The 19227-nt window shown below is 68.8% G+C and carries 21 protein-coding genes; 9 read left to right on the forward strand and 12 right to left on the reverse strand.

The window, feature by feature from the left end:
* Positions 1-53 precede the first annotated feature (53 nt).
* Positions 54-1028, reverse strand: a complete 975-nt coding sequence (ftrA, locus tag CFB41_RS27550; protein WP_039360717.1) for a transcriptional regulator FtrA — start codon at positions 1026-1028, stop codon at positions 54-56.
* Positions 1029-1138: 110 nt separating this feature from the next.
* On the opposite strand from ftrA, the gene CFB41_RS27555 reads away from it, so the two are divergent.
* Both CFB41_RS27555 and CFB41_RS27560 read left to right on the forward strand, forming a co-directional pair.
* On the forward strand, positions 1139-1558 hold the full coding sequence (locus CFB41_RS27555; protein WP_089458642.1) for a rhodanese-like domain-containing protein: 420 nt from the start codon (positions 1139-1141) through the stop codon (positions 1556-1558).
* A 101-nt stretch (positions 1559-1659) separates the two neighbouring features.
* Entirely contained in the window at positions 1660-1986 is a 327-nt protein-coding gene (locus CFB41_RS27560) for a superinfection immunity protein (RefSeq protein ID WP_059728940.1), read from the forward strand.
* Between the two features lie 15 nt (positions 1987-2001).
* Here CFB41_RS27560 and CFB41_RS27565 read toward each other — a convergent pair whose 3' ends face one another.
* On the reverse strand, positions 2002-3177 hold the full coding sequence (locus CFB41_RS27565; protein ID WP_089459011.1) for a cytochrome P450: 1176 nt from the start codon (positions 3175-3177) through the stop codon (positions 2002-2004).
* A gap of 101 nt (positions 3178-3278) precedes the next feature.
* Complete coding sequence (locus CFB41_RS27570) at positions 3279-3545, reverse strand: YodC family protein (RefSeq protein ID WP_089441916.1); 267 nt, start codon at positions 3543-3545, stop codon at positions 3279-3281.
* Positions 3546-3682: 137 nt separating this feature from the next.
* Between CFB41_RS27570 and CFB41_RS38325 the strand changes: the two genes are divergently transcribed.
* Entirely contained in the window at positions 3683-3832 is a 150-nt protein-coding gene (locus CFB41_RS38325) for a hypothetical protein (RefSeq protein WP_179250178.1), read from the forward strand.
* A gap of 50 nt (positions 3833-3882) precedes the next feature.
* On the opposite strand, the gene CFB41_RS27575 is transcribed toward CFB41_RS38325, so the two are convergent.
* The 5 genes from CFB41_RS27575 to CFB41_RS27595 all read right to left on the reverse strand — a co-directional run bounded on the left by CFB41_RS27575 (position 3883) and on the right by CFB41_RS27595 (position 8530).
* Positions 3883-4743 (reverse strand): isocitrate lyase/phosphoenolpyruvate mutase family protein, encoded by an 861-nt coding sequence (locus CFB41_RS27575; protein ID WP_089458643.1) that lies wholly within the window; start codon positions 4741-4743, stop codon positions 3883-3885.
* 175 nt (positions 4744-4918) lie between these two features.
* A complete protein-coding gene (locus CFB41_RS27580) occupies positions 4919-6586 on the reverse strand; it encodes an ankyrin repeat domain-containing protein (RefSeq protein WP_089458644.1) in 1668 nt (555 codons plus the stop codon).
* 193 nt (positions 6587-6779) lie between these two features.
* Positions 6780-7205: an N-acetyltransferase gene (locus CFB41_RS27585; RefSeq protein WP_089441913.1), complete on the reverse strand. Its 426-nt coding sequence runs from the start codon at positions 7203-7205 to the stop codon at positions 6780-6782.
* A gap of 55 nt (positions 7206-7260) precedes the next feature.
* Positions 7261-8121, reverse strand: coding sequence for a MurR/RpiR family transcriptional regulator (locus tag CFB41_RS27590; RefSeq protein ID WP_089426983.1), 861 nt, complete (start codon positions 8119-8121; stop codon positions 7261-7263).
* A 55-nt stretch (positions 8122-8176) separates the two neighbouring features.
* Positions 8177-8530 (reverse strand): YgiW/YdeI family stress tolerance OB fold protein, encoded by a 354-nt coding sequence (locus tag CFB41_RS27595; RefSeq protein ID WP_089458645.1) that lies wholly within the window; start codon positions 8528-8530, stop codon positions 8177-8179.
* Positions 8531-8762: 232 nt separating this feature from the next.
* Here CFB41_RS27595 and CFB41_RS27600 point away from each other — a divergent pair, with 232 nt between their 5' ends.
* Together CFB41_RS27600 and CFB41_RS27605 are read left to right on the forward strand one after the other, a co-directional pair.
* Positions 8763-9425 carry a response regulator gene (locus CFB41_RS27600; protein ID WP_089441911.1) on the forward strand — a complete coding sequence of 221 codons (663 nt, stop codon included), beginning with the start codon at positions 8763-8765 and terminating at the stop codon, positions 9423-9425.
* Complete coding sequence (locus CFB41_RS27605) at positions 9422-10798, forward strand: ATP-binding protein (RefSeq protein WP_089458646.1); 1377 nt, start codon at positions 9422-9424, stop codon at positions 10796-10798. Before CFB41_RS27600 ends, CFB41_RS27605 begins: the two co-directional genes overlap by 4 nt.
* A 310-nt stretch (positions 10799-11108) precedes the next feature.
* Here the strand turns inward: CFB41_RS27605 and CFB41_RS27610 are convergent, their stop codons facing one another.
* On the reverse strand, positions 11109-11801 hold the full coding sequence (locus CFB41_RS27610) for an NAD(P)-dependent oxidoreductase (protein ID WP_089458647.1): 693 nt from the start codon (positions 11799-11801) through the stop codon (positions 11109-11111).
* Positions 11802-11992: 191 nt separating this feature from the next.
* Here CFB41_RS27610 and CFB41_RS27615 point away from each other — a divergent pair, with 191 nt between their 5' ends.
* The 3 genes from CFB41_RS27615 (at position 11993) to CFB41_RS27625 (ending at position 13607) form a co-directional block, all read left to right on the forward strand.
* Positions 11993-12439 (forward strand): MarR family winged helix-turn-helix transcriptional regulator, encoded by a 447-nt coding sequence (locus CFB41_RS27615; RefSeq protein WP_089458648.1) that lies wholly within the window; start codon positions 11993-11995, stop codon positions 12437-12439.
* Positions 12440-12465: 26 nt separating this feature from the next.
* Positions 12466-12834, forward strand: a complete 369-nt coding sequence (locus tag CFB41_RS27620) for an antibiotic biosynthesis monooxygenase (protein ID WP_039366539.1) — start codon at positions 12466-12468, stop codon at positions 12832-12834.
* Positions 12835-13406: 572 nt separating this feature from the next.
* Entirely contained in the window at positions 13407-13607 is a 201-nt protein-coding gene (locus CFB41_RS27625) for a membrane protein (RefSeq protein ID WP_046548390.1), read from the forward strand.
* Between the two features lie 479 nt (positions 13608-14086).
* Here CFB41_RS27625 and blaPEN-bcc read toward each other — a convergent pair whose 3' ends face one another.
* Complete coding sequence (gene blaPEN-bcc / locus CFB41_RS27635; RefSeq protein WP_089458650.1) at positions 14087-15025, reverse strand: PEN family class A beta-lactamase, Bcc-type; 939 nt, start codon at positions 15023-15025, stop codon at positions 14087-14089.
* A 128-nt stretch (positions 15026-15153) separates the two neighbouring features.
* On the opposite strand from blaPEN-bcc, the gene penR reads away from it, so the two are divergent.
* Positions 15154-16044, forward strand: a complete 891-nt coding sequence (gene penR / locus CFB41_RS27640; RefSeq protein ID WP_089433036.1) for a beta-lactamase transcriptional regulator PenR — start codon at positions 15154-15156, stop codon at positions 16042-16044.
* Positions 16045-16545: 501 nt separating this feature from the next.
* Here the strand turns inward: penR and CFB41_RS27645 are convergent.
* Entirely contained in the window at positions 16546-16797 is a 252-nt protein-coding gene (locus CFB41_RS27645; RefSeq protein WP_011354368.1) for a hypothetical protein, read from the reverse strand.
* 96 nt (positions 16798-16893) lie between these two features.
* Positions 16894-19116, reverse strand: coding sequence for an amylo-alpha-1,6-glucosidase (locus CFB41_RS27650; RefSeq protein WP_089458651.1), 2223 nt, complete (start codon positions 19114-19116; stop codon positions 16894-16896).
* Positions 19117-19227 lie beyond the last annotated feature (111 nt).

Consider the following 19227-nt stretch of genomic DNA (forward strand, 5'->3'; position numbering starts at 1 on the left):
TGCGCCACGGCGGTTCCATCGGACGAAAACGTCGACAGGAATCGGTACCGCGCTCAGGCGTCTCGTGCGCTTTCGCCGCGACTCATCCCGCGCCGGTACGCGGCCGGGCTCGTCGCCGCGACGCGCCGGAAATGCCGGCGCAGCGATTCCTCGGAACCGAACCCCGCGCGCGCCGCGACCTGCGCGAGCGACAGCGCCGGATGCGCTTCGAGCATGTCCTTCGCGACGTTCACGCGTTCGCGGATCAGCCACGCGAGCGGCGACATCCCCGTTGCATCCGCGAACTGACGCTGCAGCGTGCGCGTGCTCATCGCGGCCTGCGCGGCGAGCGACGCAAGCGTATGCGGCTCGGCCGCATGCGCGCGCATCCAGTCGATCAGCTTCGCGAGCCGGTCGGTGCCGCCCGGCGCGACCGGGCGCGGCACGAACTGCGCCTGCCCGCCGTCGCGGTGCGGCGGCAGCACGAGACGCTGCGCGACCCGGTTCGCGATCGCGCCGCCATGATCGCGGCGCACGAGATGCAGCAGCATGTCGAGCCCCGCCGCCGATCCGGCCGAGGTGATCACCTGCCCTTCGTCGACGTACAGCGCATCGGGATTCACGCGCAGCGCCGGATAACGTGCCTGCAGTTTCTCCGCATAACGCCAGTGGGTCGTCACCGTGAGGCCGTCGAGCACGCCGGCCGCGGCCAGCACGAACACGCCCGAACAGATCGAGCAAAGCCGCGCGCCGCGGCGATGCGCGGCCCGCAGTTTCTTCAGCAGCGGCTCCGGCGGCCGTTCGTCCGGATCGCGCCAGCCGGGAATCACGATGGTGTCGGCGCGATCGAGCGTCGCGAGCCGATAGGGCGCGGCGACCGTGATGCCGCCCGCCGCGCGCACGGGCCCCGGCTCGCTCGCGCAGACCGCGAAGCGATACCAGTCGACCCCGAGCTCGGGGCGTTCGAGGGCGAACAGTTCGACCACGCAGCCGAATTCGAACGTGCAGAGGCGATCGTAGGCGAGCGCGACGACGAGATGATTGTGCATGGCGCGATGTTACCGGAACTTGTCAATCGCGCCACTGCCGCGAAACGCGCCGAACCGCGATACTGCCCCTCATTCCACCGCGTTCCACGCACTCTTCAGGAGAACCTGCCATGTCCTACGTCACCGACGTCCCCGCCGCCGACAGCCCCGCCGCCCTCGCGCATTTCGAGGCATCGCTGCGCTTCGAGACCGATTGCTGGGACGTGCACGACGCGCTCGCGTCGGGCACGCCCGATTTCGTGCTGCTCGACGTGCGCGGCCCCGATCAGTTCGCCGCCGGCCACGTGCCTGGCGCGCGCAACCTGCCGCGCCGCAAGATCATCGAGAGCAAGCTCGCCGGCTATCCGGCCGGCACGCTGTTCGTCGTCTACTGCGCGGGCCCGCACTGCAACGGCGCCGCGCGCGCGGCGATCGAGCTCGCGCGCCTCGGCCGGCCGGTCAAGCTGATGATCGGCGGCGTGACGGGCTGGCTCGACGAAGGTTTCGCGTTGAGCAACGAAGTGCAGCCGGCGGAAGCCAAAGCCGGCTGATCGTCATTAAAAACGCAACAATCAATTGCTTGGCCACGGCCTGCACGCAAACGGAAAAAGCGCGATACTCGGTTCCATTGCAGTTCGGATGGAGCAGCAACATGCAGAACGCAGTCCTGATTCAAGTGGCCGGTTCGGTGGCCGCGATCGCGATCTATTTTCTGCCGGCGGTCGTGGCCGACCGGCGGGGCCGGCACGACAAGCTGACGGTCGCGATGTTCAACGCGCTGTTCGGGTGGACCGGCATCGGCTGGCTGATGACGCTGTACTGGGCCTGCCAGCCGAACCCGCGCACCGATGTCGCGCAGACGATCCTCGCGAAGCGCCGCGGCATCAGCATGCGGACCTTCTCGACCGGTCTCGTCGAACGCGTGCAACGCCGCGTGGCCGCCCAGGAGCAATGGGCGGAGAAGCAAGGCTGCCGTTAAGTCCCTCTTTCCCCTTCAGCTTACCGCGTCGAACTTCGGCATCCTGACGTTGGTCGACGCGCGGTAGTCCCACGCGAGGCCATCGTGTAGCGGTACGCCGCCCGCACGCAGCCACGCCCCGAACGCCCCCGCCGTCACCGCCCGCGCGATCCGCTCGCCCGGGCACCCATGCGGCCCCGTGCCGAAGCCGAAATTCGGCCCGGCCGCGCGGCCAGGGGTGAACCGTTGCGGATCGTGATGCACGGCCGGGTCGCGGTTCGCAGCGGCGAGCACGACGAGAATCGCGTCGCCCGCCTCGACGGTCACGCCTTCGATCGTCGTGCGCGCTGCGACGAAGCGGCGCGTGTTCTGCACCGGTGAATCGAAGCGCCCGACTTCGGCAACGAATGCGTCGAGCGCGGCATCGTCCGGCGTGACGTGCGCGGCGCTCGCCCCCGCTTCCCCGTTCCACGCCACCAGCGTATTGCCGAGCCATGCGGCCGTCGCCTCGCAGGTCTGCGACAGTAGCCCGACGAGATTCGCGACCAGCGCGCCGCTCGCGTGCCAGCCCGATGCGCGGGCCGCCTGCTGCACGGCGGCGACGAGCGTGCCGTCGTGCGCCTGCGTCTGCGCGACGCGCGCCGTCATCCGGTCGAGCAGCGCTCGCGCAGCATCGCTCGCGCGGGCCAGTGCCGCGGCATCCGACAACGGCGACAGCGCGGCGACGAAATCCACGACCTGCGCCGCGATACCGTCGAGCTGCGTCTCGTCGAAGCCGAGCAGATCGGCAACCGCGCAAACGGGCACCGTCATGCACCACGCGTTCAGCGCACCGGCATCGCCCGGCGCCGGCAAGCGCCGTGCGGCAATCCGCGCGGCACGGTCGCGCAGCGCCGCCGGGTCGATCGGCGCGCACGCCGTGCGCAGCGCCTGCTTCGGCACGTCGTGCCGCAACGCGCCATCGTTCATGCGCACCAGCTCGCCGAACAGCGCGCCGGCCGTCGTGCCGCGCAATGCGGGCGGTATGGGGGCGTCCAGCGGGCGAACCCGGCAGGCCGGATGGCCGAGCACGGCCGTGACGGCGGCCGCGCGGCTCGCGACCCACAGGCCGAGCGTGGCGTCGAACGCGAGCGGCGGCCCGTCGACGAGCGCCGCATAGTAGGGATAGGGATCGCGGTGCGTGACCGCTGCGATGGGATCGGTCGGGTTCATGCAGACAGTATCGAGGCCGTGCACGGCCGCATGTTTCGGGCTGACGTGAAATGTCGCGGCACGGGTAGCCGGCGTGGCGGCATCGCGACGACAGCGGATCGTCAGGCAGCCGACCGGTAGCGATGCGACTGCATCCGCATGCGGACGCGCCCGGCCGAAATCGCGCGCGGTTCGGCCACCATCGTGTCGTGAGGGAACATTTCCTGGCGGAATTCGCCGTTTTCGTCGAACCACTGGCAGATCAGCCAGTCGCCGTCGTCGAATACGACCGGCCCGGCATAGGTGACGGTCATGCGCGGCCCGCCCGTCTTCAGCGTCACGACATCGCCGACGCGAAACCTGACGCGTTGATTTTCTCGGTTCGTCATCGCTCTCTCAGCATTTTTATATATCGATATTCTCGGCGGACCACCCACTGTCCTTTCGAACGTGCCGCAGATTATCAATCAAATAATCAGCCGGCAACTCCCGCGTTCGAAAACATACTGACCAAGGAAATGCAACAATGCGCGGCATCGACGCGCATGGCGAGCGCCCGATCGCCCGGTCCGGCGCGGTTTGTGCGCCGGCGCCAGCCGAACGGGCGGGAATGCGGAGAATAGACGATGTATTTTGCATCGTCACCGACGTTTATTTCAGACGCGAAATCGGTTGATTATTGTCAAGCAGCCTTCAATTGGAAACGATCCCACGATTTATCTACGCTCATTTCCCGAACAAAACCGGCGAATTATCGGGTGACGCAAACCAGCGGTTGATATCGCGCCCGGGTACGGCCGCTTGCGTAAACGTAAACGTGCCGTCCTGCACCATCTCCTTCGCCGCGCGCAGAAAGGCGCCGAGCGCGGCCCGCGCCAGCGCGCCGCCGACGCTCACGCGCTTCACGCCGAGCGCCGCCAGCGCGTCGAGGCTCAGCAAGCCGCCCTGCAGCCCCATCACGACGTTCACGGGCGCACCGACCGCCCGCGTCACCGCCGCGATGTCGTCCGCCTCGGTGATGCCCGGCGCGTACAGCACGTCGGCGCCCGCGTCGCGATAGGCGACGAGCCGCGCGATCGTGTCGGCGAGGTCGGGGCGGCCATGCAGGTAGTTTTCGCAGCGCGCGGTCAGCGTGAACGGAAACGGCAGCGCGCGTGCCGCGTCGACGGCCGCCGCGATACGCTCGATCGCCGCCTCGCGTGCGTAGATCGGCGCGTCGGCGCGGCCCGTCGCGTCCTCGATCGAGCCGCCCACCGCGCCGGCCTCGGCCGCGAGCCGGATCGTTTCGGCCACCGTGTCGGGCGCGTCGCCGAAGCCGTTCTCCAGATCGGCGCTGACGGGCAAGCCGCCCGCGGAGACGATCTCGGCGATGTGATCGAGCATCGCGTCGCGGTCGATCGCGTTGTCGGGCTGCCCTTTCGAAAACGCGTAGCCGGCACTCGTGGTCGCGAGCGCCTCGAAGCCGGCCATCGCGAGCAGGCGCGCGGTGCCCGCGTCCCACGGGTTCGGGATGATGAACGCGCCTGAGCGCGCATGCAGGGCGCGGAAGGCTTCGGCTTGGCGGGCTTGCAGGTCGGAACGGGTCATCGCGGACTCCGGAAGGAAGTTGACGACCGAGCTTACGCCGGTCGTGCACGCGACGTTTCAGCGTTCGCCGAAATGTCGTCGCGCGACCGGGAAAACCCGGCGCGCCGGCCGTACGCCCGCAGCCGGCCACGCGCGGGCCGGCGCCGCCACCTGCCCGTCGCCGGCCCACCGTCGTTCAAGTCGTTGCGGGCGGCCCGCCGTCGATGCCGAGCAACACGTCGGTGACGGCCTCGGAGAAGCGCATCGCGCGGCCGTCGATCAGCACGTCGTCCGGATTCGACGGATCCCGCGTGGCGTGCGGCACGCCGTGCGCGAGCAGCACCCGCGCGCAGGCCTCCCAGTCGGCCGCGCCGACCTGCTCCGGTTCGTTGACGGATGCCCACGACAACGTGCCGAGCGCGTCGCTCCCGAACCCGTGGAGGTCGCGCCAGTTCGCGCCGTGCGCGAGCAGGAACGCCAGCAAGTCCGCGTCGCCGCGGAACACCGCGTGATTCAGCGCGCTCGCGTCCCAGTCGCCGCCGCGCGCGGCGATCGGCCAGCCCAGTTCGACCATCACCTTCACCGCGTCGCCCGATCCCCACGCGGCGGCGTCCGGCAGCAACCGCAGCCGTTCAGCGGGTAGCGCGCCGGGCAGTTCGGGATACCGCGCCTGGATGCGCCGCGCATCGTCGGCGTCGGCACGCGCGCAGGCCGCCACGAACGCGTCCGCCGCGTCGAGCGCCTCCTCCGCGCCGGCCGCACGCAACAAGGCCGCGACGTCGGACAGCCCGGTCTGCATCGCCAGCCGGTACGCACTGATACCTGCGGGCGTTTGCGCGCGGGGATCGGCGCCGGCCGCCAGCAGCGCGGCAACGTGGCGCGCCGAGCAGCGCACGCCGATCGCCCGCAACAACGGTGCGCCCCAGGTCTGCGCGAGCCCCGGGCCCGGCGGCTCGTTCGGGTCGCCGCCATGCGCGAGCAGCAATTCGAGTGCATCCGCATCGCGCATGTCGAACGCGCGCCGCAACGCATTCGTCCCGCTCACCCGCGCGCCGTGTTCGAGCAGCACGCGCGTGCAGGCCGGATTCTCCACCGAGTGATACAGCGATTCGCCGTCGTTCGGGTCGGCGCCGGCCTCCAGCAGCATCGCGGTGAGCACCGGATCGCGATTGACGCCCGCCGCGCCGTACAGCGCCGACAGCGGCCCCGCGTCGTCGGGCTCGGCGAGCGACGCAGGCGGAAAGCGGTTGCCGATCCGCTGGTTCGGATCGGCGCCGGCATCGAGCAGAAGACGCGCGCAGGCGCGCAGCCTGGCGGCGAACCCGGGAAGCTGCCCGAGCCGCGAATGCGTGACGGCGACCAGCGGCGGCAGCTTCAACGCGCCGCCGGCGCGCGCGATCCAGCCGGGATCGGCGGCCAGCGCCGCCTTCACGGCGTCGAGGTCGCCGGCCGCGCAGGCAATGGTCGGATCGTCCGCGACGAGCTCGTGATGGTCGAGCAACAATTGCGCGGCGACGCGCGGCCGGGGCGCGTCGAAGCCGCCGGTCACGTCGCCGCCGTACGCCAGGTCGAGCCAGCGGCGGACGAGCTGCGCGCGCTGTTGCCCCGCCAGCGCGTGCATGTCGACGAACGCGCCGAGATCGGCCCATGACGCAAAACCGTACTCGCGCGCAATGCAGGATTGCGCGTCATGCAGCCGCAGCCCGAGCGCGAGCGCTTCGTCGTGCGTGCGGTTCGCGGCGGCGGGAAGAAACCGGACAAAGCGCGCGACGGCATCGGCGTCGCCTTGCCGGTACAGGCGCAACAATGCCTTGACCTGCTTTTTCAGATGATCGGGATTGGCCTTGGGAGGCAGCTTTTTCATGCGAATCCTCGTGCAGTGAATGGCCGAAGGTCCGCAATACCGCCAGCACAAAGGACAGGGGGAAAGCTGAATTCGCTGCGACAGGTGGGTTCAACCCTTTCCGCGGACCCGGAAGCGACCTGCATCGCTGCCCGGTATCCTAGGCGACGGCCGGCGGCGACGTCAACCGCGCCGCGCCACGCGGCGGCGGCACTCAACCCGCGAGCTTCTTCGTCAGGAAAATGCGCGCGTGTCCGACCGGATAATCCGGCAGCTCGCCGAAGCGGACATAGCCGCGTTTCTCGTAGAACGGCCGTGCCTGGAAGTCGAACGTGTCGAGCCACGCGCTGTGGCAGCCGCGCGCGACGGCCTCCGCCTCGGCCAGATCCATGATGCGCGTGCCCGCGCCCTGGCCGCGCGCGGCCTCGGGCACCACGAGCAGGTCGACATGCAGCCAGCCATACGCCGTGCTGCCCCACAAGCCACCCACCACCGCGCCGTCGCCATCGGTCACGACCACGGCCAGCGGACGCGCGTCGATCGGGCCCGCCTGGCTTTCGTTGAACCGGATGAGCGGCGCGACGATCTGCTTGCGCACGTTCGCGTCGCCCGTATCCGTCACCTCGTATGTGAACGTCATCGGTTGAATCCGCTTGAATCCTGAATGAGGAAGGGGCGACGCCGCACGCACCGCGTCAGACGACGTACGCGCCCTTCGCGTGCAGTTCCGCTTCCGTGCGCTCGAGCGCGGCGATTGCATCGCTGCCTTCGAGCGCCAGCAACTGCGCGACCAACGCTTCGGCCATCGCATGCGCGGCCACCAGCGACGGGAAGAACGACGGGCTGTCGTGCGTGAAGATCAGTTGCGCATCCGCGTGCAGGGCGATCGGCGACACCGCGCTGTCGGTGATCGCGACGATCCGGCTGCCCTGTGCCTTCGCGGCCTGCGCGACGCGCGTCGCTTCCTGCGAATACGGCGCGAAGCTGACGACGACGGTCACGCTCTGCTTCGCGATCGTGCGCAGCTCCATCTCGAGCGAACCGGCGACGCCATTGAGCAGCGACACGGTCGGACGGAACAGCCGGTAGCCGTACACGAAGCCGAACGCGACCGGATAACACGAACGAAACCCCGCGACGTGCACGTGCGACGCCTTGCGGATCAGCTTCGCGGCATCGGCGAGCGCGTGCTCGTTCTGCGCGGCGGTGGCCGACAGATTGTGTTGTTGCGCGGCGAGCAGGTCGTGCGCGAGCGACGCCTGCGCATCGGGCCGCACGAGCGAGCGCGCCCGCTGCGTGAGCGGCTCGGGGCGCGTGCGCACGCGTGCCACGCACAGGTCGCGCAGCTCGTTCCAGCCGGGGAAACCGAATTGCTGCGCGAGCCGCACGAGCGAGGCGGGCTGCACCTGCGCGCGCTGGGCGACCTTGCGCATCGACGAGGTGGCGACTTCGTCGGGATGATCGAGCAGGAAGGCAGCGCCCGCCTGGAATTGCGGGCTCAGCTCGGAAAATTGCGCCCGGATCCGGGACGCGAGTTCGTCGAAATTGGCGGCCATCTTGGTGGGAACGGGAACCGGTCGTCCATGGTATCACCGGCCCCGCGCGCACCGGTCAGCGCAGCACTTCGACGTGATCGGCGTCGACCTTCACTCTGCCCGACCATTTGCGCTCGAATTCGCCGGTCACCTTCACTTCGTTCTTGTCGCTGACGGGCTGGCCGGCCGCCCACAGCTTGTGGTCGATCTCGACGCGGATCGTGCCGGTCGCATCGGCGAATTCGTAATCCTCGCCGCCGACGTGCTTGACGATGCGGCCCTGCAGCTGCACGTGCTGGTCGTCCTTGCCGTTCGCAAGCAGTTCCTTCACGGTGGTCGTGGTCAGCGTGGACGGCCCCGTGTATTGCGCGTAGACGGCGGCAGGCAGCGTGGCGAGCGCAACCGTCAGGATTCTGGCCAGGTGTTTCATGATCGTGGTCCTCTTCTTCGATGTGACGCCGCGCCCCGTTGAACGCGACGGCGCCAGATTACGGACCGTAAGATTAAGCAAACCTGAAGGTCGCCCGGAAGCGACGCGGTGCCGCATCGGACGCATGGGAGCGCCCGCCGTGCGCCGCCCACGTTTAAGCTGCGCCTAAGACACGGGCGCTTATCATGGGAACCCCGGGTGCCACGGCGCCCCGTTGAAGAGACACGAATTCATGCGCGTATTGCTCGTCGAGGATGATCCGCTGATCGGCAGCGGGCTCGAACAAGGCCTCAAACAGGAAGGCTTCGCGGTCGACTGGGTGAAGGACGGCGACGCCGCGTCGCTCGCGCTGCGCGCGACCGGCTACGGCCTGCTGCTGCTCGATCTCGGGTTGCCGAACCGCGACGGCCTGTCGGTGCTCGCCGCGCTGCGCCGCCGCGACGAAACCCTCCCCGCGATCATCATCACCGCGCGCGACGGCGTGCCCGACCGCATCGCGGGCCTCGACAGCGGCGCCGACGACTATCTCGTCAAGCCGTTCGAGCTCGACGAGCTGCTCGCCCGCATCCGCGCCGTGAGCCGCCGCCACGCGGGCCGCGCGCAGACGACGCTCGTGATCGGCCCGCTGCGGCTCGACCCCGTCAAGCACCTCGTCTGGCTCAACGACGACGAAGTGCCGCTGTCGCCGAAGGAGTTCGTGCTGCTGCACGAGCTGATGCGCGACCCGGGCGCGGTGATCTCCCGCGAGCAGTTCGAGGAACGGCTGTACAGCTGGGGCGAGGAAATCGAGAGCAACGCCGTGCAGGTGCATATCCACAACCTGCGCAAGAAGCTCGGCCACGACATGATCCGCACGGTGCGCGGCGTCGGCTACCGGATCGGTGACGGCGCATGACGCGCATCCAACGGGCGATCTCGCGCTGGCGCAACACGTCGCTGCGGCGGCGCCTGCTGACGTGGCTGATGCCGGCCGCCTGCGTGATCGGCCTCGTCGCGAGCGCGGGCACCTACTGGGGCGCGCTGCGCGAACTCGACGACCTGCTCGACGACCAGATGCGCAGCATGTCGAAGCAGATCGTCGTCGGCCCGAACGGCGAGCTGTCGTTCAGCAACCACGCCAACGGCAAGCACGGCTTCGAAGCGAGCGACCCCGACGCGGTGCTGCTGCAGGTCTGGCGCAACGGCGCGCTCGTGTATTCGACCGACCGCGATTCGAAACTGCCGCCGCCCGAGCAGAAAGGCATCGCGAGCGTCGACGTCGACGGCCAGCCGTGGCGCACCTATGTGACCGAGCGCGGCGGCACGACGATCCGGCTCGCGCAGGCACGCCATGCCCGATGGGAAGCGATCGCGGGCATCGCCGTGCACCTGCTGTGGCCGGTGTTCTCGATGCTGCCGCTGCTCGCGATCGGCCTGTGGTTCGGTATCGGCGCGGGGTTGCGGCCGCTGCGCACGATCGCATCCGGCCTGAAACGCAGGAATGCGAACAATCTGGAGCCGGTCGACGTCGGCTCGATGCCGAACGAAGTCCGACCGCTCGCCGAAGCGATCAACGATCTGCTCGCGCGCCTCGACCGCTCGTTCACGCTGCAGCGTCACTTCATCGCCGATGCCGCGCACGAGTTGCGCACGCCAATCATGGGGCTGTCGATCCAGTCGCAGCTGCTGCGGCGCGCGGCGACCGCCGAGGAACGCGAGCACATCCTCGCGCAGATCCAGGCGGGCACGACGCGCCTCGGCCACCTTGCCGAGCAGTTGCTGACGCTCGCGCGCCTCGAGCCCGACGCGCAGGCGGCCGCCTCCGCGTCGGCCCCCGTCGATCTCGCCGCGCTGTGCCGGTCGGTCGTATCGGATCGCACCCGCGTCGCCGACGCGCACCGGATCGATCTCGGCGCGATCGTGTCGACGCCGGTGATGACGTCGGGCAATGCGGACACGTTGCGCGTGCTGCTGAACAACCTCGTCGACAACGCGATCCGCTATGCGGGCGACGGTGCGCGCGTCGATGTATCCGCGCGGATCGACGGCACGACGCCCGTGCTCGAAGTCGCCGACGACGGCCCCGGGATCCCGGAAGCCGAGCGCAACGACGTGTGGGAGCGCTTCTATCGCGGCGAGGGCGCGCAGGCCGCCACGTCGTCGGGCAGCGGGCTCGGGCTGTCGATCGTCAAGCGGATCGCCGAACAGCATCGCGCGACGGTCGCGCTCGGCACGACGCACGGCGGGCGCGGGCTGACCGTGACGGTGCGCTTTCCCGCACCGGCGTAGCGCACGCATCGCACGGCTTGTCCACAGATTCTGTTGGCAAGCTTGTGGACAACCTGCGGCCTGCAACACCAAGTCGTTGATGGGAAAAGACTTGTCGGTCGTGCACCGGCAATGCGCGTTGCCGCGCCAGGCGGATGCATTTCCCGGCCCGGCGCGCGCCGGATGCGCACACGTTCGAGGCAGTCCGACGGGCACACGGGCCCTGCACGACCCGCCCGACGGGTGGCCCGCCATCGTCGCCGCGGCGCGCTGCAACGGTCACGCCATGCCATGCCTAACGACCCGGCGGCACGCGCGGCTCCGACATCGCCTATTCGACCGTCGCGCGGGCCGCCAACGCAGAGCGCGTACGGCGCCCGCAGATCGCCGGCGCGCGGCGGATCAGCGTATCGTCGGTCAGCGCCGCGACCATGAACAGCGCAAAGTCGATCCGGCGCGTGCGGTTGCTCGCGAGGATCGCGTCGCCGACGTGCTCGCTCCACACCGGCAACCCGTCGCTCTCCCCTTCCTCCAGATTGCTGCCTCGAACCACGGTCCAGCGCGCGTCGCTTGCGAACACGCGCCGGCAGGCCTCCACCTGATCGTCGATCTCGCCGACCCGGAACAGCCGCAGCAGCCAGCCGCCGATCGCCACCGCCGCGCGGATCGACATCGGATAGACATCCTTGCCATCCCGCGTGATGTGCCAGCCGCACGAGAACACGAGCCGCGCGTGCGCCGGTGCGAAATCCAGCACGGCTTGCGCGGTTCCGGATGCGTAGCGCTGCATGCCCCACGGCACGAGCACGGTCAGCACGCCGTCGCAGCCGGCCACGGCCTGCTCGATCACCCGGCGATCGTCGGTCGCGCCGGGCACGATCGTGATGCGATCCCCGAAACTGGCGAGCTTCGCCACGCTTGCCGCACGACACACGGCGACAACTTCGTAGCCGCGCTCCAGCGCATGCCGAACCATGTAGCGCCCGAGCTTGCCCGACGCGCCGACGATGCAGACTTTCTTCATGTTCTTCCGTCACCTCAAAAATCCGGGCAGGACGGTGCCCGGTCGTCCCCGGACCGGCATTGTGCACGCGCCGCCGGCGGGGCGGCAATGCCGGCGGCGGGCGCCCCCGGCAGGCATACGGCGAATATTGACAACTAGTTGTCAATTTGGCAGAATGGTCATCGTTCGATACTCGACGACCCGCTTCGACCATGACGAAATCCGCGAAATTGACCGCCGTCGCGCTGTCTGTATTCCGGCTGAACGGCCTGCTGATCGAATGGGGCAATACCTTTTCCGAGCCGCACGGCCTGACCAGCGCGCGCTGGCAGGTGCTGGGCGCCATTGCGATGGCGGCGGAGGCCCCGAGCATCCCGCAGATCGCCGACGCGATGGGCATCACGCGGCAGGCGGTGCTCAAGCAGATCAACGTGCTGACCGGCGACGGGCTGGTCGACGCGCTGCCCAATCCGGCGCACAAGCGCTCCCCGTTGTATGCGCTGACGCCCCGCGGCGAGGCGGCGTACCAGGCCGTGATCGGGCAGTGGCAACAGCATGTCCGCGAGATCGCGGGCAACTTCAGTTCGGCCGACCTGGACGCGGCCATTCGTGTGTTGTCGGCGATGTCCAGCGCTCACGGTGCCGATGCGCCGGCGTGATCGCCCCCTTACCCACGGGAGTTTCCATGCTGCAATTCAAGCCGATGGATCCGGCGTTTCCGATCCAGCAACAGATTGGCGTCGACGCGGAGCCGGTCGTCCTTGTCAACGTGTTCACCCTGGCCCCCGAGGACGAAACGGCGTTTCTCGCGGTATGGCAGGACGATGCGGAATTCATGAAGCGACAGCCGGGATTCATCTCGACCCAGCTCCATCGCGCGCTCGGCGATAGCCCGACCTACCTGAACTACGCGATCTGGGAATCGACGGCGGCGTTTCGCGCGGCGTTCAAGCATCCCGAGTTCGCCTCGAAACTCTCCACCTATCCGTCGTCCGCCGTGGCCAGTCCGCACCTGTTCCGGAAAGTCGGCGTGGCCGGTATCTGCACGGCGTGAGCGCACGCGCGCGTCGGGGCAGCCTGTGGCATCCTCCCGTGCCTGGCACCCCGATGGCACGCCCCGACTTCTCCACAGAAAATGTTGGCAAGCTTGTGGATATCCTGCGCACCGCAACGCTAAGCCCTTGATCCGACGGACTTTGGCACGCGTGATGCAGACGAGGCCCCGGTGATGGCCAGCGCATACACCGCTTCGCCGCACTTCGCGTCACGACGCCACGACGATGCACGCCGCAGTCGGTTCACACGCCCCCGCCATGCGCGGCGCCACTTACCCACAGATTTTGTTGGCAAGCTTGTGGATATCCTGCGCACGCCTGCGCTAACCCGTTGATCGGGCTACGGTTCATGCGTGGCGTCACGGTTGCGGCACCCTACGGCCCGAGCCTGCGCGCAAGCGCAAGATCCCGCGCAACAGCAGCGCCTCACCGTCGCCTTGACGCCCGCGCCTGCCCCGCGTCAAGATCACGCGAGCCGCACGCAGACGCGCATCGCCCGCGTCGCGCGACGGCACAACGGGCCGGCCGCTCCGCCGGCGCCGCACCACGACACCTCACTCCGAGGAAGACCATGGAACACTTCACCGCGTGGCAGCTGGTCGTCTCACTCGTGCTGGTCGCCGTCGTCATCTATCCGTACGTCCGCATCGTGCGGCGCACCGGGCATTCGGGCTGGTGGATCCTGACGATGTTCGTCCCGGTCCTTAACTTCATCATGTTGTGGGTGTTCGCGTTCGCGCGCTGGCCCACCGTCGACGATCGGCAGCCCTGATCGTCGCGGCCGCGGCTGCCAGGCTTGTCCACAGATTGTGTTGGCAAGCATGTGGATAGCCTGCGCATACCGCAATCAAGCACTTGATCCGTAAGACTTTGTCCGCGCCGCCTCAAATGCGGCACGCGGCCGGGAAAGTGCTGCCCACACGCCCATTCGCCACATGACCGAGCGCCTTCCGCGCGAGCGACCCGGCTTGTCCACAGATTGTGTTGGCAAGCGTGTGGATAGCCTGCGCATACCAGGGCCAAGCGCTTGATCCGAAAGACTTTGTCCACGCCGCCTCAAATGCGGCACGGCGGCCCGCGCCACGCCGGATGCGGCCGCGCGCGGGCTTGTCCACACTTTTTGTTGGCAAGCATGTGGATATCCTGAGCATGCGTGACCTAAGTCGTTGATCGCACAACGTTTGATCGCGCAGGTCACGGCTGCGGCACGGCATGCACGCGGATCGCGTCACGCACGTCGTGCCGCCCTCTTCAACCGAATGCCCGGACCACGATGCGTGCGGCCGACGCGATCACGTCGTCCTTCGCGCGCGCATCGGCACGCGCCTGCGTGTAGTACACGGCCAGCGCGATCGGCGCACCCGACGGCGTCCACACGACACCCGCGTCGTTGGTCGTCCCGTAGTCGCCGGTACCCGTCTTGTCGCCGACCGTCCACCCCGCCGGTACGCCCGCACGGATCCGCTTGTCGCCGACCTTGTTGCCGCGCATCCACGCGACGAGCTGCGCACGCTGAGCGGCCGGCAACGCGTCGCCGACCATCAGCACACGCATGCTCGCGGCCATCGCGGCCGGCGTCGTCGTGTCGCGCAGGTCGCCCGGCAGCGCGGTATTCAGTTCGGTCTCCCATCGATCGAGCCGGAACGTGTCGTCGCCGATCGTGCGCGCGTAGGCCGTCACCGCCGACGGGCCGCCGAGCAGCTTCATCAGCAGGTTCGCGGCCGAGTTGTCGCTGTACTGGATCGCAGCCTCGCACAGCGCGGCGACGGTCATGCCGTCGTCGACATGCTTCCCCGACACCGGCGAATAGTTGACGAGGTCGGCCTTCGTGTACGTCACGCGCTGTTGCAGCAACGCCGGCCGATCGACGCTCTGCGCCAGCACCGCCGCACTCAGCATCGCCTTGAACGTGCTGCAGAACGGGAAGCGCTCGTCCGCACGATGTTCCGCGCGCCGGCCGGTCGCGATGTCGATCGCGCATACGCCGAGGCGGCCGCCCGCGCTGCGTTCGAGCTCGACCAGCGTCTGCCCGGCGGCAGCGGGCGTCACGGCCGCCGCCGCAGCCGCCGCCGCGGCCGTTGCGTCGTCCGACGCCGTGGCCTGCCGCGACGCGCATGCGGCAACGGTCAACGCAAGCGGCGCCGTCGCCGCGGCCAGCAACAGGGTTCGACGTTTCGATGAGTAGGTCATGTCGGTTGTCTCGTGGTGGAATGTGAGCGAAAGGGGGTTGAACGCGCCCGGCCGGCGAGTCAGCACTATCGGGACTTTACGGTTGCCTGACAAGCAACGATAATTGAGCGCTGACAAAAGAAATTCTTATGACCAAGCTCCGCCCTCATCTTCCGCTCAATGCGCTGCGCGCGTTCGAATCGTCGGCGCGCCATCTGAACTTCACGCGCGCCGGCCTCGAGCTGAGCGTGACCCAGGCCGCGGTCAGCCAGCAGGTGCGCTCGCTGGAGGAGCGGCTCGGCTGCACGCTGTTCACGCGGCTGCCGCGCGGCCTCGGGCTCACCGACGAGGGGCGCGCGCTGCTGCCGGTGCTCAGCGACGCGTTCAGCCGCATCGAGACCGTGCTCAAGCAGTTCGACGGCGGGCGCTTCCACGAGGTGCTGACGCTCGGCGTCGTCGGCACCTTTGCCCTAGGCTGGCTAATGCCGCGCTTGAAGCAGTTCGGCGATACGCATCCGTTCGTCGAGCTGCGGATGCGGACCAACAACAACGTCGTCGACCTGGCCGCCGAGGGCCTCGACTTCGCGATCCGCTTCGGGGAAGGCAACTGGCCGGCCACGCGCAACGAGCGCCTGCTCGACGCGCCGCTCACCGCGCTGTGCGCGCCGGACATCGCGCGGCGCCTCGCGCAGCCGGCCGATCTCGCGAACGAAACGCTGCTGCGCTCGTATCGCACCGACGAATGGCATGGCTGGTTCGACGCCGCGCAGCTTGCGCCATGGGCGGTCAACGGGCCCGTGTTCGATTCGTCGCGGCTGATGGTCGAGGCCGCGATGCAAGGCGCGGGCGTCGCGCTCGCGCCGGCGTGCATGTTCGCGCGCGAACTGCAGCTCGGCCTGCTCGTACGGCCGCTCGACATCGACGTGCGCGCCGGCGGTTACTGGCTCACTTCGCTGAAGTCGAAACCGCTCACGCCGGCAATGACGCTCTTTCGCGACTGGATCGTGGCCGAGGCCGCCGCGACGGCGCAGGCCGAATGACACGGCCCGGCTTGTCCACAGAAAGTGTTGGCAAGGATGTGGATATCCTGGGTACCTGGAACCTAAGCCCTTGATCGCGCACGAATTAGCGCGCCGACGCAGACATCGGGCAGTCGCTGTTCACGGGCTTCGCGAGCGGGCCCTGAGTGGCCCGATCCTCAACTGTCGCGACGCAATCGATTGCAAGTTATCCACAGAATATGTTGGCAAGCCTGTGGATATCCCTCACATGCGGCGCGTAACATCCTGATACAAAAGGGGATTCGATATACGGACCTTGCGAGGTCAACCCAGTGGCAGCGCCGGCGCTTTCGCACGGCCCGCGCGGCACCCGGCGCGGGGGCCGCACGGTTCTCCACAGATTGTGTTGGCAAGCTTGTGGATATCCTGCGCACCAGCCACCTAACTCATTGAGCGCACGGGGTTTTGTGCTTCATCTAAAGAATCGGGCAGCCCCGGCGCAGCCGTGCGGCAGGCGCCGGGGCCGGAGCCATCCGGGCATCAATGCCGGTCGAGCCCGCCGCGTAATTCGCTCGCCTTGTCGCGCAGCGCCTCGTAACCCGAGCGCGCATGCTCGGGCAGGTCGGGATCGCCGATCAGCGCGCCGAGCGTTTCGATCAGGCTGAACAGGATGCCCTTCGCCGCGCCGACCGCGATGCTCTGCGATTCGATCGACTTGTGCAGGTGGTCGACCGCCGCTTCCAGATTCTCGAGCTTGTGCTCGCTGTCGTCGGGCCGGTTGTCGGTCGTCATCGTCTACCTCCGCCATCGTTCAAGGGTCATGTCACGATTCTATGCCGCTGCGCGCGAACGTGGCGCGACATCGCGCAACGTTCGCGCAGCGCCGCGCTACAGCACCGCGACCACCTTCACGCGGCCCGGCTGCTCCGCCGCCGCGACGACCTGGCCGTCGACACGGCGGAACGTGAGCGACACGGTTTCGTCACCGACGCGCAACGCGTCGATCCGCAGCCAGTCGACGCCTTCCGGCAGCGTCGGGCGCTCGACGCGCACCTCATGGCGCGATGCGTCGATGCTCACGCCGAGGCAGGCCTGCAGCATCATGAACGGCGCACCGGCCGCCCACGCCTGCGGCAGGCAGGCCACCGGATACGCGGTCGGCGGCTCGCCGCGCCGGCGCGGGAACCCGCAGAACAGTTCGGGCAGGCGCATCTCGAAGCTCACCGCCGCCTCGAACAGTGCGCGCAGCAGGTTCACCGCGGCGGTCTTGTCGCCATAGCGCGCCAGCCCGCGCGCGATCAGCGCATTGTCGTGCGGCCACACCGAGCCGTTGTGATACGCCATCGGGTTGAAGCGCGGCTGGCCGGCCGCGAGCGTGCGGATGCCCCACCCTGTCTGGAACAGCGCCGAGCCGAGCACGCCGGCGACCGCCGCGCCGCGTTCGGCGTCGGGCAGCCCGAACGCGAGCAGGTGGCCCGCGTTCGACGCGAACACGCGGCACAGGTCGCCATGACCGTCGAGCGCGATGCCGTAGAAATCGCCTTCCGGCATCCAGAACAGCGCGTCGACCTGCTCACGCAGCGTCTTCGCGCGCAACGCGTAGCGTGTGGCATCGGCCGCGTGGCCGCGCCGATGCGAGCACATCGACATCGCATCGAGCGCCGCGCACGCATACGCCTGCACTTCGACCAGCGCGATCGGCCCGTCCGGGAAGCGGCCGTCCGCGTGGAACACCGAATCGTGGCTGTCCTTCCAGCCCTGGTTCGCGAGGCCGCGCTCCGACGTGCGCTGGTAATCGAGCAGTCCGTAAGGATTGCGGTCGCACTTGTCGATCACCCATTGCGCGGCACGCTCGAGCGCGGGCCACAGCTCGTCGATCAGCGCATCGTCGCCGGTGCGTTCGACGTAGGCACCCGCGAGCACGATGAACAGCGGCGTCGTATCGACCCCGCCGTAGTACAACGCGAACGGCACCTCGCCGGTCGCGGCCATCTCGCTGCGGCGGAACTCGTGCATGATCTTGCCGGGCTCCGCGTCGCGGAATGCGGAAGTCTCGCGCGCCTGGTGCTCGGCCAGGAAGCGCAGCACACCGCGCGCGAGCGACGGCTGCAGCCACAGCATCTGCAGCGACGTGATCACCGCGTCGCGGCCGAACGGCGTCGAGAACCACGGAATGCCCGCATACGGGTACGGCCCCGTGTCGAGCTGCGTCGTGAGCAGCCCGAGATCCGCGAGCGAGCGGTCGAGCCACGCGTCGAACAGCGGATTGCCGGTGTTCACGCGCGCCATCGATTCGCGCCGCGCGCGCATCTCGCGGTGCACGCCGACGAGCGCGGTGCGCAGCGCGACGCGGCCGCATCCCGGCCCTTCCGCATGCGCGGGGCCGAGCGTCGCGTCGACGGTCAGGTAGATCGACACGCAGGCCTGCGCGGCGATCGTCAGCGTGTAGTCGGCACGATCGACCGACAGCGCATCGGGCGCCGGCGAGAAATGCACGGTCACGTTGCGCTCGACGCCGTCGAGGCCGTCATAGCGCAGCCGCACCGCGCCCGCGTCGACGCGCGGCGCCACCACGGTGCCGCGCTTCGGGCGCTGCGTGCCGCGCACCTCGAACATGTCCTTGAAATCGGCCGCGAACGACAGTGACAACGGCACCTCGGCTTCGCTCGCGCCGTAGTTCGTCAGCGTCAGCGCTTCGTAAAGCACGTCGCCCGCGAGCACGCGCATCCGCTCGATGTGGATCACGCCCTCGGGCGTTTCGTGGCCGCCGAGCGGCGGCAGCGGACGGTTCGTCAGGTGTGCGGTGAACGACGCGTTGTCGGCGCTCGTCGCGCCCGACAGCAGCGACGGCGCGCGACCGCCGAAGGTCAGGCGCCACTTCGACAGCACGCGCATGTCGTCGACGAACAGGCCGTCGTCATGACCGCCGATGTCGCCGAGCGCGTCGCTGACCACGAATGCGTCGCCGGATTTCAGGACGTACTGGTTGTTGCGCGCCAGTGCCTGCGGATCGGCTTCGGGCGCGATGAAGGCGGGGCCCGACGGCGGGGTCTGGGCAACAGGCGCGACTTGCGGCGCCTGGGTCGTCGTGGCTTCAGCGTGATTCGGCATCGATGCTCCTGTGTCGGGTCGCAACGCGCGGCGCGTCGCGTGTTTCGCACAGGATAGGACAGAACGGGGGACGCGCGCAGCGAGGAAAGCGACGCGATGCGATGCGGCGTG

It is taken from the genome of Burkholderia sp. AU33803 (assembly GCF_002223095.1).
Classification (GTDB): Bacteria; Pseudomonadota; Gammaproteobacteria; order Burkholderiales; family Burkholderiaceae; genus Burkholderia.

What these genes read in the sequence shown, in the direction of transcription:
- ftrA (WP_039360717.1), bottom strand. Translation starts at nt 1,028, where the DNA reads ATGCACAATCATCTCGTCGTCGCGCTCGCCTACGATCGCCTCTGCACG.
- CFB41_RS27555 (WP_089458642.1), top strand. Translation starts at nt 1,139, where the DNA reads ATGTCCTACGTCACCGACGTCCCCGCCGCCGACAGCCCCGCCGCCCTC.
- CFB41_RS27560 (WP_059728940.1), top strand. Translation starts at nt 1,660, where the DNA reads ATGCAGAACGCAGTCCTGATTCAAGTGGCCGGTTCGGTGGCCGCGATC.
- CFB41_RS27565 (WP_089459011.1), bottom strand. Translation starts at nt 3,177, where the DNA reads ATGAACCCGACCGATCCCATCGCAGCGGTCACGCACCGCGATCCCTAT.
- CFB41_RS27570 (WP_089441916.1), bottom strand. Translation starts at nt 3,545, where the DNA reads ATGACGAACCGAGAAAATCAACGCGTCAGGTTTCGCGTCGGCGATGTC.
- CFB41_RS38325 (WP_179250178.1), top strand. Translation starts at nt 3,683, where the DNA reads ATGCGCGGCATCGACGCGCATGGCGAGCGCCCGATCGCCCGGTCCGGC.
- CFB41_RS27575 (WP_089458643.1), bottom strand. Translation starts at nt 4,743, where the DNA reads ATGACCCGTTCCGACCTGCAAGCCCGCCAAGCCGAAGCCTTCCGCGCC.
- CFB41_RS27580 (WP_089458644.1), bottom strand. Translation starts at nt 6,586, where the DNA reads ATGAAAAAGCTGCCTCCCAAGGCCAATCCCGATCATCTGAAAAAGCAG.
- CFB41_RS27585 (WP_089441913.1), bottom strand. Translation starts at nt 7,205, where the DNA reads ATGACGTTCACATACGAGGTGACGGATACGGGCGACGCGAACGTGCGC.
- CFB41_RS27590 (WP_089426983.1), bottom strand. Translation starts at nt 8,121, where the DNA reads ATGGCCGCCAATTTCGACGAACTCGCGTCCCGGATCCGGGCGCAATTT.
- CFB41_RS27595 (WP_089458645.1), bottom strand. Translation starts at nt 8,530, where the DNA reads ATGAAACACCTGGCCAGAATCCTGACGGTTGCGCTCGCCACGCTGCCT.
- CFB41_RS27600 (WP_089441911.1), top strand. Translation starts at nt 8,763, where the DNA reads ATGCGCGTATTGCTCGTCGAGGATGATCCGCTGATCGGCAGCGGGCTC.
- CFB41_RS27605 (WP_089458646.1), top strand. Translation starts at nt 9,422, where the DNA reads ATGACGCGCATCCAACGGGCGATCTCGCGCTGGCGCAACACGTCGCTG.
- CFB41_RS27610 (WP_089458647.1), bottom strand. Translation starts at nt 11,801, where the DNA reads ATGAAGAAAGTCTGCATCGTCGGCGCGTCGGGCAAGCTCGGGCGCTAC.
- CFB41_RS27615 (WP_089458648.1), top strand. Translation starts at nt 11,993, where the DNA reads ATGACGAAATCCGCGAAATTGACCGCCGTCGCGCTGTCTGTATTCCGG.
- CFB41_RS27620 (WP_039366539.1), top strand. Translation starts at nt 12,466, where the DNA reads ATGCTGCAATTCAAGCCGATGGATCCGGCGTTTCCGATCCAGCAACAG.
- CFB41_RS27625 (WP_046548390.1), top strand. Translation starts at nt 13,407, where the DNA reads ATGGAACACTTCACCGCGTGGCAGCTGGTCGTCTCACTCGTGCTGGTC.
- blaPEN-bcc (WP_089458650.1), bottom strand. Translation starts at nt 15,025, where the DNA reads ATGACCTACTCATCGAAACGTCGAACCCTGTTGCTGGCCGCGGCGACG.
- penR (WP_089433036.1), top strand. Translation starts at nt 15,154, where the DNA reads ATGACCAAGCTCCGCCCTCATCTTCCGCTCAATGCGCTGCGCGCGTTC.
- CFB41_RS27645 (WP_011354368.1), bottom strand. Translation starts at nt 16,797, where the DNA reads ATGACGACCGACAACCGGCCCGACGACAGCGAGCACAAGCTCGAGAAT.
- CFB41_RS27650 (WP_089458651.1), bottom strand. Translation starts at nt 19,116, where the DNA reads ATGCCGAATCACGCTGAAGCCACGACGACCCAGGCGCCGCAAGTCGCG.